The sequence below is a fragment of the Rhodococcus sp. FW305-130 genome (assembly GCF_058788335.1).
This window is the reverse complement of record NZ_JBYTAP010000003.1, coordinates 25,554-43,051: the sequence shown is the minus strand read 5'-3', so window position 1 is coordinate 43,051 and position 17,498 is coordinate 25,554. Positions and strand designations below refer to the sequence as shown.

Sequence of the window (17,498 nt, the reverse complement as noted above, 5' to 3'; positions counted from 1 at the left end):
GACTCGTTATGTCGCGCCTTGCATCTCTCACACCCGCCACCGCTGTCGGTGCATCTAAAGACCTTCTCGCCGAACTCGTCAACCGTCACGGACAGGTCGGTGACATGGTCGCGGCGATGGCTCATTCGCCCGCCGTACTGGGTGGCTATCTGCAACTCAGCCGGGCAATGAAGCGAGCGAAACTGAGCCGCAAGATCACCGAGCGAATCTCGATCGCCGTGCAGGTCCAGCAAGGTTGCGCTGTTTGCCTCGAAGCCCACGTTGCCGCCGCGCACGCCAACGGCGTCGAGGCGGACGAGATCGAGCGTGCCCGCGCGGGCACGTCCGCCGATCCTGCCATCGCGGCAATGATCGACCTCGGACTTCGCGTCTATCGGGAGCCTGCCTCGATTTCAGACGAACACATCGCGGGCCTTCGAGCGCACGGCTACGGTGATCGCGAGATCGCTGACGTCGTCGGAATCGTCGCCCTCAATGTCCTGACCGGAGCTTTCAATCTTGTCGCGGGAGTGAAACCAGATGAACCGGACCGCTAGGACCGCACCGGAACGGAACAGCATGCGTCTGTTCTTGATTCGCGACTATCGCCTGCTCTTCAGCGCCCAGATCATCGCGCTGTTCGGCACCGGATTGGCGACGGTTGCGCTGGGTCTACTCGCCTACGAACTCGCTGGGCCGAGCGCCGGAGCTGTGCTGGCCACCGCGCTGACGATCAAGATGTCCCTGTACGTCGTGATCGCTCCACTCGCGGCGGCGTACGTCGACCGGTTGCCGAGACGGGCTTTCCTCGTTGCCCTCGACGCCCTTCGTGCAGCGGTCGTGATCGCATTGCCCTTCGTCAGCGAGATCTGGCACATCTACGTGCTGGTAGGCGTTCTCCAAGCTGCGTCGGCAGCGTTCACTCCCACGTTCCAAGCGGTCATTCCTGACATCGTGACCGACGAGGCCGATTTCACCCGCGCACTGTCGGCATCGCAGGTCGCTTACACGATGGAAAGCCTGCTCAGCCCTGTTCTTGCCGCAGTCGCACTGTCCTTCATGACATTCAACCTGTTGTTCGTCGCCACCTCCGTGGGCTTTGCGGTCTCGGCACTGCTCGTGCTGGCCACCCGAATCCCCAACGCTCGCCGGAGTACTCACCGCAAGGCGTGGGATCGGATCGCGTCGGGGGTGCGAATCTTCGTGACCACACCGCGACTGCGCGGCATCATGGCACTCAATCTCGTGGTGGCAGCAGCCGGTTCGATCGTCGTGGTCAACACAGTCAACTACGTCCGCGACGAGCTCGGTGGAACCCAATCCGACGTGGCGTGGATGCTTGCCGCGTCAGGCACCGGCACGTTGGTGACCGCGCTGCTTCTTCCACGCGTTCTCGACAGAACCGCTGAACGCACTGTGATGACAGCAGGTTCCGTTGTCCTGGTCGTCAGTGCCAGCGCGGCAGCAGCCCTCGCCGTGGCCGGTGTATTCACGTGGATGCTCACTGCCGCAGTGTGGGCACTCGTCGGCGCCGGGATGGCCATGATCGTCACGCCGACCGGAAAAGTACTTCGGCGCTCCGTCGAACCCGCAGGTATACCGGAGGTATTCGCAGCCCAGTTCTCCCTGTCGCACCTTGCCTGGCTTGTCACCTATCCGATCGCCGGATGGGTTGGTTCGAGCGCGGGATTTGCGGTCACTTGGAGCATCCTTGCAGCGCTTGCCGCAGTGGGAGCCGTTGCAGGATTTGCACTTTGGCCTCGGGAGACAGTTGCTGAATTGCCCGTACAAGCGACGTACGAAACCACGCGAGGCGAATGCACCTTGGCGGCCACCCAGTGCGCATGCGCTCGCACCGTCTGATGTCGACGGTCTACCCGAACCCCGATTGGGCCTCAACGAAAGTGGTGGTGCAGCCATCGCCTGCACCACCACTTTTCGCTCAGCTCACGTCAGCGTACTTCCGCGGATTTGCGTCGAATCGAGGACCACAACCCTTGCAGCAAAACCAGTACCGATTACCTTCGTAGTCACGGAACAGGCCTTCCGCTTCGGCACGCGCCTTTTCGATCACACTGCCGGGCATGACCCGACATTCGACGAGTTCACTGCTGCCAGAGTTGAGTAGGTCTTTCCCACCGGTCGGCATCGCCGTACCGACAGTGCCTACAGCGCCATTGGCGTCGGCCTTCGGGGTATTTCCACAGCCACAACTACTCATTGGGATTCCTGTTCTTTTGCTGGACGGATGTGGCCCGGAAAGCGAGCCCGACACAACCACCAATATACCCCCTATAGGTATATTGGAGATAACTTGAAGGTCTGCGCGTACAGCGCCTCGACACATAAACCATTGCAGGAGAACGAATAATGCGTCCTCAGCCTCGGATCACCTGCAGCATCATGACACAAGAAGCATCATACCTACTGGGGGTATAGGGTAGGTCTGGCATCGACCATCCATGTCCGCGAGGTCGTCGACGAAGAGGCGCAATGAAGAACTGGAAAGCAATCGGCAGCAGCCGATTCGCCGTAGTTGGAGCTTTGCTGTTGGTCGGCGCGCTCTGGGGAAGCTCGTTCCCCCTCGTTGCTGTGGCAGCACCAACACTCGGCGCCGTCGGCACGACGCACGGCCGCTTCATTGTTGCAGCGTTGGTTCTCGCACTGATAACGGCTTCCAGCAGATCGACCTGGCGCGCGGTCGGTCACCGGTTTCCTGCATTCCTACTGCTGGCAGCCCTCAACGTCGCTGGGCCCCTGACGCTTGTCGCAACTGCGATCGTCGGCCTCAACTCGTCGACGGCGTCGATCCTGAATGCCACGACGCCGATGTTCACCGTATTCGTCGCCGCTTTCTGGCTTCGACAAAAGATCACCTGGCGAAAACTCTCGGGGGTCGCGATCGGCATCGTCGGCGTCTCGGTGCTCGTCGGTGGAATTCCGTCAGCGATCGACAGTCGCGCAATGCTGGCCATTGGCGCATCTTTGACCGCGGCGCTGCTGTACGCAGTCGGAGGTGTCTACGCACGAAAGTCGTTCCAGGACACTCCACCGATGACACTGGCCCTCGGACAACAACTTGCCGCGGTTGCCCTATTGGTTCCCGTGTCCGCCGTCGCTCCCCCACCGGGGCCCATAACCGTCGGTCCACTCATCGCCGTGGCAGCCCTGGGGCTGGGGGCTACCGCCGGTGGCTACCTGGTCTACTTCTGGATAATTCGTCAGGCGGGTCCAGTCGCGGCATCGGCCGTCACTCTTCTCGTTCCGATTTCGGCATCAGCCATCGGAGTGCTGTGGTTGAACGAGCCTGTTACCTTCGCGCTCGTTGGCGGTCTTGTCATCATTCTTGCCGGAGTGGGCTTGCTCCTGGATCTTCCGCCGACGCGAGATCCATTGCGCAGGGTTGCCCCGGGGCGGGCGGCTAGCGCGGACAAACGGCCGGTCAGCGGCTGATCGGAGCCGTCCAAAGTCCGACCAGCGCGTCGACGAGGTCGGTCGTGAAGTCCTCCCATGACGTGACCGCTTCCGGCCCCTCTTCGGCAAGCGTGCGCTCCCGTTCGGCGAACATGTGCACGATCGCATTGCGTCCGATGTCCGCGCGGGCGCGTCGAACACTCATCGGCATGTCGGCCAGACAGTCAGAGAGTCCCCGAAGCGTCTCCTGCAGGGTGGGCGAGGCCAATACCTCGTCGTAGACGATTTTCCGCAGGACCGGGTCGGTGAGAATCTGTGCACTGAACCGCGCGTACCAAGTCGGGCCACCCATTTCGGCGTAGTGATCGGTCGACGCCCGAACCAGACACGAAATCCAGTCACGAACGTTTGTGGACCCTTCGATCTCACACAGCAGTTCGCCACGCTTCTTCTCGACCTGCTGGGAATGCTTGTTCACGATCGCGCGGACCAGATCGGTCTTGGTCCCGAAGTGGTATCCGACGGCTGCATTGTTGCCCTGACCTGCCGCTTCACTCACCTGGCGGTTCGAAACCGCGAAGACTCCGTGCTCGGCGAACAGCTGCTCGGCGACGGCGAGAATGCGGTCTCGGGTTGCAGCAGAGCGCGCGGAATTTGCGGCGCCGCCGACGTCGGCCGACGCGTCCTCAGTCCTCGTAGTCATGGACACCATCATCCTCGACCATCCGAAGCTGCTCGGCACCGGAGATATTCGTCACGATCGGAGGCGCACCCTTCCGTTAAGTCAGTCACTTGATTTAACTTTAGTTCAATCAACTGACTTAAACCATTATTCGTTCTTCCTCCGATGGAGTTACCGCAATGTCGTCAACCACTTCTCCACCACCGACAACGCCGCCACAGACAACGAAGTCGCCAGCCACCACCGCAGTGGTGGCTGTTCTGGCGTTTTCCGGCATCGTCGTCTCGCTCATGCAGACGCTGGTCATCCCGATCATCCCGCATCTGCCCGAGTACCTGAACGCGCCGGCGTCCGATACCGCGTGGGCTGTGACCGCCACGCTGCTCGCCGCCGCCGTCGCCGTCCCGACCATGGGCCGCTTGGGCGACATGTTCGGCAAACGCCGTCTACTCCTGATCAGCATGGCGCTGTTGGTAACCGGTTCGGTGGTCGGAGCACTCAGTTCGAGCGTTATCCCCCTCGTTGCCGGCCGAATCCTGCAGGGTCTTGCTGCCGGCGTCATCCCGCTCGGTATCAGTGTGATGCGCGATGTACTTCCGCCCAAGAAGCTCGCCGGCGCTGTTGCGATGATGAGCGCTTCGCTGGGAGTCGGTGGCGCTCTGGGGCTTCCGATCGCGGCTTTGATCGCCGAGTACGCCGACTGGCACGTCCTGTTCTGGGCGTCAGCCGTGCTCGGCGCGCTTGCGGCCGTTCTTGTTGTCGTCCTGGTCCCCGAATCGGCGGTTCGCACAGGAGGCACGTTCGATTTCGGCGGAGCAATCTCACTCTCAGCCGCCCTCATCGCTCTGCTACTCGCAATTTCCAAGGGTGGCGACTGGGGTTGGACGAGCACGCTCACGCTTTCCCTGTTCGGCGCCGCGATCCTGATATTCGGATTCTGGGCATGGTGGGAACTACGCACCCCCAAGCCGCTGGTGGATCTACGCGTATCCATCCGCCGACAGGTGCTCTTCACCAACCTCGCATCCATCGTGTTCGGATTCGCGATGTTCGCCGCCAACATGGTCTTTCCCCAGGTAGTCCAGCTGCCTGAAATCACTGGTTACGGCCTCGGCGGTTCGATGCTCACCGCAGGTCTGGTCATGGCTCCCTCCGGCATCATCATGATGCTGATCTCTCCGCTGTCCTCACGCATCACCAATTCGCACGGCCCCAAGGTGACGCTCATGCTCGGCGCCATTGTGGTCGCAATCGGTTACGGCATCGGCATTTTCGCCATGCACTCGATTTGGGAACTGATCGTGATCGCAGTAATCATCGGCGCCGGTACCGGTATGGCTTACGGCGCAATGCCCGCTCTCATCATGGGGGCTGTTCCTCCGTCCGAGACCGGAGCGGCCAACAGCTTCAACACTCTGATGCGCTCCCTCGGTACATCATTCGCCAGCGCCATCGCGGGTGTCGTCATCGCCCAGATGACCATGTCCGTCGGTGGGACAACACTGCCGTCGGAGAACGCTTTCCGCGTCGTCATGGCCCTCGCTGCCGGATCCGCCGTCATCGCACTCGTCCTGGCCGGTTTCCTCCCTCGGTTCAACGGCTCCAACTCCCGCAAGGAGATTGGTAGCCAGCACACCGATACGTCCCCGACCACGTCGAAGGAATCCGCCCCGACGCACTGAGCAAGTGCGCAACACACACAGCACGGCCCCGGCGGAGTTCAACTCCGCCGGGGCCGACGCGTTTCACACATTTTGCGGTTGATACACCTGCAGACGACAGTTTCGTGACATGCTCCGTTGAGATGGGTGCTCGTTCGATACTCGGGGAAAGGATGCCGCGATCGCCGCTCCTCGTGCTGACGTCGCCCTTGCCGTCGCCGCTGCTGCCGTCCTGGGCATAGGCGTCGGTGTTCTTCTTGCCGATGTCGTCGCCGGCCTGGCTGCAGGTGCCGGTGCTGCAGTGGTATTTCGGTTTGCACTTCGGATGATCAATACCCGAAAGTGAGCGTTTGCCGAGGGTCCTACTTCAGGACACGGATCGCCGAGCCCGGAAGGATTCCGCTCGACGGCGGGTAGATCGACGTTGCGCCGTTGAAGAACATGTGAGCGGGAGTCGTGGATACCGGCAGCAGGTCGATGTCGTTGAACAACGCGCGCTCACTTTCCTCCCAGACCTTGCAGGACTCGTCACCGGGAAGAAGCGAAGCCTCAGTGGACAATTCGATGTACTTCTTGTTGTCGAGGGAAGCGAAGTTCACTCCTTCAGGTTTGGGCGGGCCGGTGAAGTACTTGGCAAAGATGCTCGGCGTATCACTCCCCAGCGTCAAACCGATGGAAACGTCCCACGACGACAGGTCGGTGGTGCTGAATGTGTTGGCAATGACGAAACTGTAGTCGCCGCCGGTCAGTTTCACCTTCGCGCCCAGTCCTTCCCACTGTGTTGCTACGTATTCCGCGGCGGCAGAGTTTGTATCGCGTGAGTTGTTGAAAATTACGTTGAGGGCAAGCGGTCGACCGTCCTTCGTCAGGAGGCCGTCGGGACCCGCCTTCCAACCTGCGTCGGACAGCGTTTTCTTTGCTGCATCGACGTCGAAATCGGGGATCGTCCCTTCGACACTGTTGTAGTCGCAGGCAAGGGGTTCCGAAACCGCGAGGGCGCGTGCACGGGTTCCTTTACCGCCGGTGGTGATCTCGGTGTAGTCGTCCAGGTCTACTGCCTGCACAAGGGCCTGCCGTACAGCACGGTCTGCCGTGGGTAGGGCCGCGAAATGATTGAAGATGAACTCGCCGGACAACGTGGTGTAGGTCTTCGAATCCAGACCCGCTGCCAAGACTCGTTCCTCGTCCGAACCTGTCACCGCCGCGGCATTCACTCCACCGGTGAGAACAAGATTCGCCGTCGTACTCGGATCGGTGACAATCTTGATCGTCACTGTCTTCGGCACCCCGAGAGTGTCGGAAGTGGTCTCACCGTTCGGACTCCAGGTGTAACCGTCGCGGCGTTCCATCGTGATGTGATCGTTGGGAACAACTTCGGTGACCTTGAACAGACCCGTTCCGTTACTACTCGAACGGATACTGGCCGGGTCTTCGAGCGTCGCAGCGCACGGAAGCCGCATCGAGCCTATTCGGGAGAGCAAGAAGGGTGCCGGTTCGGCTGTAGTGACCGTCAGTTCGTCACCGTTCGCGGACGCGACCGTCGACGACGGTACGGTGGATCCTCTTAGCGGTGAAGCGTTTTCAGGGTCCATGACCCAGTTGATGTCATCGGCTGCGGTCTGCGCGGTGAAGGAAGTGCCGTCGGCACAAGTGACGCCCTTCTTGAGCACGAACTTCAGCGTGTTTCCTTCTTCACGCCAACTCTCCGCCAGATACGGACGCACCGTGCGGGTTTGCGCATCGATGTCGATCAACGAATCGTACGAGTACGCGTTCACGATCTGAGTCGACGTAAGGTTGGTGATCAGAGGGTGCAGATTTCCGGGATCGGCGTTGATGACAGTCGTGAAACTGCCGTCCTTTGCATACTCACCGACCGAACCTTCGGGACTGGATGCGCCGCCACACCCGGCCAGAGTGAATACGCCAACGCTGATAACTGCTGTCGCGGAGACAGAACGGGCTTTCATACGAGCCGCCATCTACTAGGAGTTGCCATGGCGACAATCGTGCGGGACTGACGTGGTCTGTATCTCGTTGAAGTTCCCCATACAGTCGGCCGTACTCTGTTCGATTGTCACTATCGACCGGGCAATCGCAGGCGCTAAGTGCGACGCCATCGTTGACGACTAAGTACGACGCTGCCGTTGACGGTGATTCGCGACGTTGATTCGGTTGCCGCACAACGCCGGCATGCAGTAGCGGCGTCGCCCTCCCCGGCTTGTATCGACAAACACCCCGTTGCACGTCGGCGACGCGCATGGGCGGAATCGTTCGTACCCCAATGTGCGCAGAGTCCCCAGCAACGAGTAGCCGATCAATAATGTTAGTTCGCCCGTGAGATCGATTCTTCTGTCCGGTAACGCATTCCATCGATAGTCGAACTGGGCATCAGGCACGAGTCGAACGTGATGCGGGACAGTCTGCAGGAGTTGATCAGTGCGATCAACGAGCTCATCAGAAGTCGGAGCGTCGAGAATCGAACGAATCGCCTCTCTGAGTGCCTGCACGTCGGCAAGTTCACCGCCGGTAAGCCGACGCCCGTTGCGGAGCGCATCCGGCGAGAGTCCATGTTCATCCAGTAGATCGTGAAGCGCCTGAGGATCACGCAACGCGTCGCCTGCCTCCACCCACACGCGGGGCGAGGTGTTGACCAGGTCGGTCGCGAACGACGCACCGACGACGTAATCGTCTAAAACTACTTGCATCCCTTACCGTCCTGCCTTACCGTAATTGAATAACCCAACTTTACACCTTACGGAGGCGGCGGGATGAAACATTGCGCAGACCACAGACTGCCCGAGATACTCCGAGACACTCATCACCGATTGCGCCGCGCCGGCACCGTGGCATCGGAGACGCCTGTCGTCGCTGCCGATCTCTACTGGTCGATCGGCGCACTCGCCCAGTGCCTGACCGCGATGGACGAGGTCATTTCACAACTTGGAATCAATGCCCGAAAGCAGTTGCGAGCTGGAAAGTTCGACGTCCAGAGCGGACCGTTCGAAGGAGAGCCCGACGCCGCCTTACTCACCGCAGTTCTTGCGCTCGCCAGAGCATCGAGTAGTTGCGAACCGGTTCAGGCGGCAATCGGCAACGCTCAGATCGCGGTGAGCGATCTCGTCGTCGCGAGGACTACCAGCGCCTGAGACTCGGGCGGGCCACCCGCTCCCAGTAGAGACTGTATGGTTGGTTTTCGGCATCCGCCGAGAGCGTCGAACAGCAGGGACCGGGTTTTCACTGTGAGTACAGGGACATCAACGATCTACGAGGACAGGACCGTCCGAATCGACGATCAGGGCGTCACGATCCGCCACTATTACTTCCCGTTTGTCAGCAAGTTCGTTCCGTACTCACAGATCGAATCCGTCGACCTCGGAGTCATGTCATGGCTGAGTGGACGCTTACGAATTTGGGGAACAACAGATTTCAGCTCGTGGTACAGCCTGGATCTTTCACGCCCGTGGAAGGAGACCGCGGTGGTACTCACCCTCGCCGGCCGCGGAGCGCCTTCATTCAGCCCCAAGGACGCAGATCGCGTCGAGACCGAAATCCGCAGTCGCATCGGATCGCACGCCGCGAACTGACTAGCGAAACTCGGATTCGACGGTAACGATGTCACGCCAGTCGGTTCGACCGAACAACCGCGCCAGTGCAGTGAACAGAACGTCCGGGTCGATGACGCTCTCGGCTGAGTGCACACCGACCCGATCCCGAATCGTTCCGTCGGCCAGCCTGGAGACCACCTGAGCAAGGCCGAGCGCCAAGGGGATTCCGGTTGCACCGGCCATGTCCGACAGTAACTCCGATACCGGTGAATCGTCAGCGATCCGTGCCACGACGCGCATCTCTCGACCTTCGCGCACCCCGGTCGCCGAGGCGAAAAACAACGGCAAGGATCCATGACCGGCACGCGTGAGCATTCGAGGCGCAGCACGGATCATCCGCCGGAGCGAGGGCTTGCCCAATTCTTCAGCAGCCGAGTCGAGATCGATTCTCCCCTTGTCGATATCTGAGCGGAGAACGTCGAGAAACGCCACGGTTTCCGGTGTGATCACCATCAGATTTGCCGAATGCCCTGCAGGATTGATGGTCCGATGAAACATCACCGGCTCCGGATGCCCGACCACGTAAGCGTTCCCCCGACGTCCGCCGGGCAGTTCGAGTGCGATGGAACGCAATGGTTCTTCGTTGACGATTCGCCCCGCACGAACCACTGGAACCGTGCCGCTGATCTGCTGCATCCAGTGAACGGCCGCTGCACTCAGTGTGTCTACCGACTCGTCCTCGCCCTCGACATCAACCGGCCAGGCTGTGTACAGATCGTCGACCACGTCCAATCGCGAGACTGCCATCGCGGCCAGGAGGTTACTCATCCCGGGACTTGCGCCCATGCCGACTACCGCACAGATTCCGGCTTCCCTGGCAGCACAGTCCAATTCCAGCATGTCGACGGCAGGTTCCCAGTCGTCGCAGATGTCGAGATAGTGCGTCTCGGTCTCGATCGCTGCCTGGAGAACGCCGACACCGAAACGGAAGAACGGGCCGACGGTATTAATGATGACGTCTGCGTCATCCAACAATTCACGTAGCGTGCGACCGTCCGTGACGTCGATGCTGCGCGCCTCGACTTGCGTTGACGCCTGCGCCAGTTCAACTGAAAGACGCTTCGCAGCATCGATATCGCGATCCGCGACTACTACCTTGCCGATTCCCGGCAATGTTGCAGCAAGACGAACTGCTGCCGAGCCCATGGCACCGGCACCGCCCAGTGCGACAACCGTGACTCCGTCAGCCATGAATTCCCTCCAAAAATGCAGTCTGATCCGCTAGATAACCGGGAGCGAAGATAGAACGGGGAGCAAGGACGGCCACCAGAGCCGACATCACTTCCGAGTCGTCGAGGTCCTTCTCCACAATCGAGTGAGTGGCGTCGGGATACTTCTTGACCACCAGTTGCCCTGGCGAGTCAAGTAATTCGCGGTACACCCTTTCGGTATCGGCCACGTCGACGTTGACGTCTTGTCCGCCGATGATCAAGAGCACCGGAACCCTCACGGATTCGAGATCGGCTCGCGCATCCGATCGGTAGTTCTTTCGAATGAAGTTCCACCGGTCTTCGGTGAGACCGTCGGCCTCGCCGGAGGCCACGAGATCGTCGTACGATGCATCACGGGCCAACTGATCCAAGTTCTTCGCACGATCGACCCGCGCTTTCTCGAACTCGTCGGCCGACGCATTTCTCTCGGAAAGTTCGGCTAGGGTATTGAATTCGCCTTGTTGGAGCCAGTTGATCGCGGGACCCACGGCAATGACGAACGCTACGTCCGGGTCGAGGTTCACCACCTTGGGCATCACCCACCCTGCCTGGCTTGCACCCCACAGACCGATACGAGACGGATCGATATCCGAACGTCCCCGCGCCCACTCGATTGCCGCTTCCGTTTCTGCCGCGCGATCGTCCATGCTCTGGTCGAGCCAATTGCCCGGTGCCCCATTCACCCCCGGCTTGTCCCAGGAGAGTGACGCGTACCCCGCCTTTGCGAACGCCTCCCACACCGGTCGATAGAACGTCTCATGTGTTGCATCGACCGGGCCGTCTCCGTGGACGAAAACCACGAGCCCGAAGGGACCGTCACCGTGTTCGGGCAGTGCAAGGACTCCCTGGAGCGGCACCGATCCCCCGGTGATCGTCACTTTTTCCTCACGGATGTCATAGGTGTTCTGGTACAGCGTCCAGCCCACCAGAGTCGCGATCAGAACAACGACCACCGCCAGGGAAGTAACCATCCACCTGCGTAAACGAGGCTTACTCTTGCCCTCGCTCATCGATTCCGCTGCCATCTTCCCGCCCTAACGTACGAATTTGAAACGATCGTATTGCATTCGATAGTACAGTTGTGGGCGAAGATGTCGAGAAGCGAGGAAAGGACATGGCGATGACCGACAGGGACGTCGATGTACCCACGAGGATCTTGATCGAGGGACTACTGCGCACGGACGGAACTGTCGACGGACGCACCCTTTATGCCACCGCCGACGCCCTCGACAAAACTGATCAACAGGTTCGGCTGTGCATCAAGCGGTTGGTCACCGAGGGGAAGTTCACTCAGGAAGGTCGCGGGCGGCAGGCCACGCTACGAGCAACGCCGAAAGCCGTGCGCGAGATGGAACCCGACGTCGAATTCGTTCGGCTGGCCTATCAACAAGACCGCGACACTGTGACGCCGTGGGACGGGTATTGGCACCTGGCCGGGTTCGCAATTCCGGAGTCGTCACGGAAAGCGCGAGATGCGCTGCGCACCAGGGTCGTTTACCTCGGCGGCGCGCTCGTCCAGGGCGGTCTGTACGTCTCGCCGCACGCCTGGGAACCGTATATTCGCGATGCGGCCGCCGAACTCGACGTCGAACAGCACCTGTCTTCTCTCACCACTCGAGATCTGAAAGTGGGCATGCTCGTAGACCCCGTGAAGATTGCCGCGCAGTTGTGGCCACTGGACCAGATCGCTGACGGATACGAACGGCTGCTCGACGTAGCGACCGCACGCCTGCACAAACTGCAGAACGGTTCCGGTACCGATGCTGTCACGATGACCATCGAGCTCGCGGCGGAATTCACGCGAGCCATGGAACCGGATCCGCTGTTGCCGCCGGAACTACTGCCCACCAACTGGATCGGCACGAGGGCTCGGTCGATCACTGCGCAATGCTGGACGCTTCTGGCACAGGTGGACGGTGCCGACGAATTACCGTCGCTGTTCCACCTGTACGCAGATGCAATCGGTGACGATCAGGACGCAAGCGTGCGCTGACGGGGCGGCAGTCCGAAACGCCCGAGAACCTCGTCGACTGCGGTGGACGGTGTGACAAGTCCGCGATCCTGAAGCCACGGAATGGTGCTGTCCACCAGATGCTCGAGCGTGCGAGGCAATGCGAGAGGCAGCAACGTAACGCCGTCGGCGACCTCGGCAGCTCGGATATCGGCGATCAAACTGCCGAGACCGGAAGGCGTTCCGACGTAGTGAAGCGAAACGGGAACCCGCGGCGCCGTCAACGCGCTGTCCAACTGTGCAAGCTCTTTACGGGCGGAGCGAGCCTCCGGCGCGATCAGAATCTCGAGATCGACCAGTACTGCGACGCTGTCGGGATCGCGTCCTTCTTCGGCGACAGCAGCGCGTATCCGTGCACGTTCGAGCTGTGCCTCACGCAGGTCCGCAGCGCGAATCCGAACCACATTGGTAGGGAATGAAGCTAAATCGAGAGCCTTTTCGCCCTCGGTGAGGTCCACCCAGTAGTCGCCGCCGATGATGGGCAGGTTGCCGGGTGCGCCCTCAGCTGCCGGATGGTGACCGGATCCGGTCAACTCGACCGCTACGTGCAGAGAATGCGAAGCGCGTGAAGACATGTGAGACCTCCGAAAATCAGAAAAGTATGGGATGAGCGAGACGAATCGTCAGCTCGAACACATTCCTGACGAGGTGCGGCACAGATCGACATGGCGACGGCACCACTGACCGAGAGTGATGCTCACTCTCGAAGGGGTGGCGGGGAAATCCGCTGGTGCCATGGCTGCCATGCTAGTTGTCCGTTCGAGTTTTCGGGGACCGAGCTCAGCTCAGACGCACTCGGCTGCGCCGGCGTTGTCGTCTGCGGCTCCGAGGAAGGGGCGGGTCTCGGGCACGGGGTTCCACGCACCGGCAGTCTTGGCGTAGTTCCAATCACGCTGATTCGAAACCAGGATGTTCACGGCGTCTACCAACCGCGTCACGTCGTCCGAGCTGCTACCGAGGCCGAGGCTGGCGCGAACTGCACCGCCGGTGAGGCCGAGGCGTGCGAGAACCGGGTGTGCGCAGAAGCGACCGTCGCGAACTCCGATGCCGTGCTCGGCGGAGAGGAATGCGGCGATTTCGCCCGCTTCGAATCCGTCGACGGTGAAGGTGACGATTCCGACGGCGTCCGGTGCGTCATTCCACAGTCGCACGAGCGAGACGCCCTCGATGGCGGACAATCCGTCGGTGAGCTGGGCCGTGAGTGCCTTCTCTTGCTCGGCGATGACGTCGAAGTCCAGCGCGTGCAGGGTTTCGCATGCGGTCGCGATGGCTGCCGCACCGAGAACGTTGGGGGAACCTGCCTCGTGGCGGGCAGGCGCGCAGGCCCACTCCGTGGACTCGATGGTCACCTCACGCACGGCGCCGCCGCCGGCGAGGTACGGCTGAGCCTCGTCGAGCCAGTCACGGCGTCCGACCAGAACACCCGCGCCGAAGGGCGCATAGAGCTTGTGACCGGAGAAAGCGATGTAGTCGACCCCGCATTCCTGCAGGTCGATGCGACGGTGAGGAGCCAGCTGAGCTGCGTCGACGAGGATACGTGCGCCGCAACGATGAGCGATGTCAGCCAAGCGTGCAATCGGCAGGATCTCGCCGGTCACGTTGGAGGCACCGGTGATTGCGAGCAGCGCTGCAGGCTTGGTGCACAGTTCACCGATCAGACGCTCGATCGTCTCTTCGATGGTGTCTGCAGCGGTGACGATACGAGCGTCGTTCCACGGCAACAGGTTTGCGTGATGCTCGACATCGAGGACGACGGTGCTGCCGGGGACGCACTGCGCAAGCAGGTTCAGCGAATCGGTGGTGTTCCGGGTGAAGACGACAACCTGATCGTCGGCACAGTTCACGAAACGAGCAACGGATTCACGAGCGTTCTCGTAGGTGAGCGTGGAGATCCGAGACGCGTAGCCGGCACCGCGGTGGACGCTGGCGTATGTCGGCAGCAACTCGGCGATACGGTCGGTGACCTGGGCCAATGCCGGCGCACTCGCGGCGTAGTCGAAGTTGGCGTAGGAGCATTCGCCGCCCTGAACCAATGGAACCTGCAGGTCAGCACCCGAAACCTTGGCAATCGCGGTGGTGCGGCAGGTGTCGGCACTCAATACAGCAGTCATCGAAGACAATCCTCACGTTCAAGGACTCGTTCGTCGGGTGATGGCCCCGGAAGAGTCCGCGCTTGCCGCATTCGTTTTCGAACGCAGCCGGGTCGTCACCCGGAGCACCCCACCGCGGAGGAGGGTTGCCGACCAGCAAGCCGGGGCTGAACACTGGTACTCGTGACCTGGCAACGAGGATGGCAGGAACCTCCCGTGCTTGTCAAGACGAAGCCGCGAAGATCTCCGTCAGGGCGCGATGGTCCGGCAAGCAAGGTGGAGCGCGAGTCTCGTTTCCGGATCTGCGAGATCCACCGAGAGAAGGCGCTGAATTCTATCGATCCGACTCGATACGGTGTTGCGGTGCAAGCCCATTCGGGTTGCGGTGTGAGCCAGAGACGATTCTTCGTCGAGGTACGTCGACAAAGTCTCGAGCAACTCTCCATTCGAATCGCGTAGCGGCGCGAGCAGTGCCGCGGCTGCGGGCTGAAACGTGTCGGTTCGCGTCCACGCCAGCAGCAACTGCGCCAGACCCAGGCGGTCCACGTGCAGGAAGCGGCCTGTCTGCGACCTCGAACCCGCGAGCCGAGCGGCATCCCCGGCCTCAGACAGGGACGCACCGATTCCAGCCGGACCGTCGTGTGCGCGTCCCACACCGACCCAGGTCTCCATCGTGGGTTCCAACCTCGCCTGAGCTGCACGGATGCTCTCGGCGATCCTGGTGATCGACTCCGGTCGCGGCTCGCCCGGCAGAGTGGTCCACGCTGCCCAGCCGTCAGCCTGTTCCACGACATTGGCGTCGATTCCCTCGGCGGCGAGGGCGTCTGCGACCTCACTGCGCCTGGCCACCAGGTCGACCTCACCGACCGCCAGGACTTTGATGCCGATATGCCATCCGTCCAGTGCCCAACCCGCGTCGAGTGCGCGCCGGAGCAGTCCGGGTGTGGCGTCTGCTGACGTGTCGATCAGTTCACCGAGTAACGCGCTACGCCGGCGCGCTTCACGCTCGTCGACCATGCGTGCAACGGCCAGTCGGTGCCCGGCAGCCAACGAGGCCACGTCGAGAACCACTGAGAGAGAAGCCTCTTCGACGCTTTGACGCACCGGGAGCAGCACCGCCAGCCAGGGCTCTCGGGCTGCGCCGGACATCACCGGGCACGCAATCAGGACCCCGCCGGAGTCCAATTCAACAGTGGTGGGCGCCCCGCGGCCCGACAACATACCGGCGGCTGCTCGATCAGCATCGGACAACAAATCGGCGCCGGTCAGCGGGCGTCCGGACGCGTCCAGGAGGATGAACGAACGCTGAAATGTGTTCAGCAGCACCGACAGAAGATTCTCGACGCTTCCGCCGGCCCGCTGGCCCGCGTGTGTCGCCCGCAGTACCGCGTCGGCCATCACCGCCCGCGAATTCGAGAGAAGATCACGAAGATCCACGCTGAACTGCCACGGGTCGGATACTCCGAGCACCACCAGTCCGAGGCGATCGGCAAGCAACGAGAGATTCGCATCCTCCGCCGCAGTGCTGTGTACCGCGAGCACCCGGCAGCCGGTCGCCGCCGTGCGTCGAAGGAGAGCGTCGAATCTCCACTCCCCGAGGTCGATTCGATCGAGAATCACCAGAACTGATCCTGCACCCGCCGCACCCGACACGGCCTCCGCTGACTGTGCCGATTCCCCGGTGAGCGCTCCCACTGTCGTCACGACGGGATCACCTTCGCCGGCAAGTCGATACAACCCGACAAAGATCGGGTTGTTCAGCAACGCCGACACACTCGCGCTCATTGCGCCTCCATCAGCACTGCGTCATGGTCGATCCCGAAGGCCCGCGGGCCGACAACTTTCAACCTGCTCACATCTTCCGCCCACCACTGAGGGCCGGGCAGAACCAACACGGCCACATCTTGCCCCTGGTGCACTGATTCGCACGAGACGAAGGCACCGGTCCGGACGTCGAGCAACGTCACGATGTCCGGACATGTCGCAATCATCTCGCCGTCCGACGCGACGGTCAGGAACTCACTTTCGAATTCGACTCGTATCACCGCAGAATCGTGTTCGAGAATCACGTTGCCCCGACGATCGCCGGCGTTCGGGCGACTACGACGCACCGCACGCACCCGGCCTGTCCCCATTACTCGCCCCCCGGAGCTTTCGGCGATCTCCCGCCAACTGCCGAGGGTCCCGACGTGCTGACCCAGTTCATATGCTCGGGACAGAGTTCCCGGAATGCACGCCTCCTGCACAGTCCGCGCATCGATCGACGCGATCGCCAGAGCGCCCCAACCGCTGGTTCTCCCGATCAACGACCGCACTGCTACCTCGGCGCCCAGCACATCCACTCCGTCGACGACGGTAATGAGGCCGCCGGGCTGGGCGAGAGTGACCGGGCACAATTCCAACCCGGCTGCGGCGAGAGAGAAGTGATCGAGCCGAGGCATCGCTCGACCGAGCAGGTCCGCGTCGACCACGGGAATCCCCAACGCCAACGCCGCCGCAATGCCGGAGAGAGCGTTGAGTCCACCGCCTTCGAAAGTCATCACCGCGGTCGGACGTTTACCAGTCCACCGCGTCAAAGCTGCTGCAGTGTCGGCAAACTCATGCCCGGAGGGCAGTTGCTCTTCCAAAGCCAGGGCCGATCCGACGATTCCCACCGGCATGATCATCGCCCCGGACGGCAACTGGTCCGGCGCGATGACTTCTACCGACGTTGACGTCATCAGTGGACGCAGCATTTCCACGAACAGGCGTGGATCGCCGCCCCCACCGCAGCCCAAGACCACCGCCCCCGCTGCGATCGCGTCGAGGTCGGCCTCCCGGACCGCGTGCAGCCTGCTCACGG

At 61.7% G+C, this 17,498-nt stretch carries 17 protein-coding genes and 1 riboswitch; of the genes, 7 read left to right on the top strand and 10 right to left on the bottom strand.

What is annotated here, in order from left to right; translation table 11 throughout:
* The first annotated feature begins 8 nt into the window (after nt 1-8).
* Nucleotides 9-536, top strand: a complete 528-nt coding sequence (locus AC3WQS_RS10210; protein ID WP_021333740.1) for a carboxymuconolactone decarboxylase family protein — start codon at nt 9-11, stop codon at nt 534-536.
* Nucleotides 520-1,842: an MFS transporter gene (locus AC3WQS_RS10205; protein WP_030534847.1), complete on the top strand. Its 1,323-nt coding sequence runs from the start codon at nt 520-522 to the stop codon at nt 1,840-1,842. Before AC3WQS_RS10210 ends, AC3WQS_RS10205 begins: the two co-directional genes overlap by 17 nt.
* Before the next feature lie 79 nt (nt 1,843-1,921).
* On the opposite strand, the gene AC3WQS_RS10200 is transcribed toward AC3WQS_RS10205, so the two are convergent.
* A complete protein-coding gene (locus AC3WQS_RS10200) occupies nt 1,922-2,200 on the bottom strand; it encodes a YHS domain-containing protein (protein WP_020968300.1) in 279 nt (92 codons plus the stop codon).
* A gap of 272 nt (nt 2,201-2,472) precedes the next feature.
* Between AC3WQS_RS10200 and AC3WQS_RS10195 the strand changes: the two genes are divergently transcribed.
* Nucleotides 2,473-3,432, top strand: a complete 960-nt coding sequence (locus tag AC3WQS_RS10195; protein ID WP_030534848.1) for a DMT family transporter — start codon at nt 2,473-2,475, stop codon at nt 3,430-3,432.
* Here the strand turns inward: AC3WQS_RS10195 and AC3WQS_RS10190 are convergent.
* On the bottom strand, nt 3,422-4,096 hold the full coding sequence (locus tag AC3WQS_RS10190) for a TetR/AcrR family transcriptional regulator (protein ID WP_029254375.1): 675 nt from the start codon (nt 4,094-4,096) through the stop codon (nt 3,422-3,424). The two genes, AC3WQS_RS10195 and AC3WQS_RS10190, sit on opposite strands and share 11 nt — an antisense overlap.
* Before the next feature lie 158 nt (nt 4,097-4,254).
* Here AC3WQS_RS10190 and AC3WQS_RS10185 point away from each other — a divergent pair, with 158 nt between their 5' ends.
* Nucleotides 4,255-5,757: an MFS transporter gene (locus AC3WQS_RS10185; protein WP_492712769.1), complete on the top strand. Its 1,503-nt coding sequence runs from the start codon at nt 4,255-4,257 to the stop codon at nt 5,755-5,757.
* Nucleotides 5,758-6,098: 341 nt separating this feature from the next.
* On the opposite strand, the gene AC3WQS_RS10180 is transcribed toward AC3WQS_RS10185, so the two are convergent.
* Complete coding sequence (locus AC3WQS_RS10180) at nt 6,099-7,706, bottom strand: ABC transporter substrate-binding protein (RefSeq protein ID WP_080908862.1); 1,608 nt, start codon at nt 7,704-7,706, stop codon at nt 6,099-6,101.
* 159 nt (nt 7,707-7,865) lie between these two features.
* Nucleotides 7,866-8,444 (bottom strand): CGNR zinc finger domain-containing protein, encoded by a 579-nt coding sequence (locus AC3WQS_RS10175; protein ID WP_060939644.1) that lies wholly within the window; start codon nt 8,442-8,444, stop codon nt 7,866-7,868.
* A 63-nt stretch (nt 8,445-8,507) separates the two neighbouring features.
* Here AC3WQS_RS10175 and AC3WQS_RS10170 point away from each other — a divergent pair, with 63 nt between their 5' ends.
* Both AC3WQS_RS10170 and AC3WQS_RS10165 read left to right on the top strand, forming a co-directional pair.
* Nucleotides 8,508-8,885, top strand: a complete 378-nt coding sequence (locus tag AC3WQS_RS10170; RefSeq protein ID WP_020906022.1) for a hypothetical protein — start codon at nt 8,508-8,510, stop codon at nt 8,883-8,885.
* A 93-nt stretch (nt 8,886-8,978) separates the two neighbouring features.
* Nucleotides 8,979-9,323, top strand: a complete 345-nt coding sequence (locus AC3WQS_RS10165) for a PH domain-containing protein (RefSeq protein ID WP_019746690.1) — start codon at nt 8,979-8,981, stop codon at nt 9,321-9,323.
* On the opposite strand, the gene AC3WQS_RS10160 is transcribed toward AC3WQS_RS10165, so the two are convergent.
* Nucleotides 9,324-10,535, bottom strand: coding sequence for a saccharopine dehydrogenase family protein (locus AC3WQS_RS10160; protein ID WP_492712770.1), 1,212 nt, complete (start codon nt 10,533-10,535; stop codon nt 9,324-9,326).
* A complete protein-coding gene (locus AC3WQS_RS10155; protein ID WP_492712780.1) occupies nt 10,528-11,526 on the bottom strand; it encodes an alpha/beta hydrolase family protein in 999 nt (332 codons plus the stop codon). Before AC3WQS_RS10155 ends, AC3WQS_RS10160 begins: the two co-directional genes overlap by 8 nt.
* A gap of 143 nt (nt 11,527-11,669) precedes the next feature.
* Here AC3WQS_RS10155 and AC3WQS_RS10150 point away from each other — a divergent pair, with 143 nt between their 5' ends.
* A complete protein-coding gene (locus AC3WQS_RS10150; RefSeq protein WP_030534854.1) occupies nt 11,670-12,548 on the top strand; it encodes a DNA-binding transcriptional regulator in 879 nt (292 codons plus the stop codon).
* On the opposite strand, the gene AC3WQS_RS10145 is transcribed toward AC3WQS_RS10150, so the two are convergent.
* The 4 genes from AC3WQS_RS10145 to AC3WQS_RS10130 all read right to left on the bottom strand — a co-directional run bounded on the left by AC3WQS_RS10145 (nt 12,527) and on the right by AC3WQS_RS10130 (nt 17,496).
* The gene (locus tag AC3WQS_RS10145) at nt 12,527-13,141 is read right to left on the bottom strand and encodes an LLM class oxidoreductase (protein WP_020906017.1); all 615 of its coding nucleotides are present in this window, start codon (nt 13,139-13,141) and stop codon (nt 12,527-12,529) included. The genes AC3WQS_RS10150 and AC3WQS_RS10145 overlap by 22 nt on opposite strands.
* Nucleotides 13,142-13,351: 210 nt before the next feature.
* On the bottom strand, nt 13,352-14,677 hold the full coding sequence (locus tag AC3WQS_RS10140; RefSeq protein ID WP_492712771.1) for an aminotransferase class V-fold PLP-dependent enzyme: 1,326 nt from the start codon (nt 14,675-14,677) through the stop codon (nt 13,352-13,354).
* 53 nt (nt 14,678-14,730) lie between these two features.
* A riboswitch (SAM riboswitch) is annotated at nt 14,731-14,845 on the bottom strand.
* Nucleotides 14,846-14,905: 60 nt separating this feature from the next.
* The gene (locus AC3WQS_RS10135) at nt 14,906-16,441 is read right to left on the bottom strand and encodes a PucR family transcriptional regulator (protein WP_492712772.1); all 1,536 of its coding nucleotides are present in this window, start codon (nt 16,439-16,441) and stop codon (nt 14,906-14,908) included.
* Nucleotides 16,438-17,496: a DUF917 domain-containing protein gene (locus tag AC3WQS_RS10130; RefSeq protein WP_020906014.1), complete on the bottom strand. Its 1,059-nt coding sequence runs from the start codon at nt 17,494-17,496 to the stop codon at nt 16,438-16,440. Before AC3WQS_RS10130 ends, AC3WQS_RS10135 begins: the two co-directional genes overlap by 4 nt.
* Between the last annotated feature and the right edge of the window lie 2 nt (nt 17,497-17,498).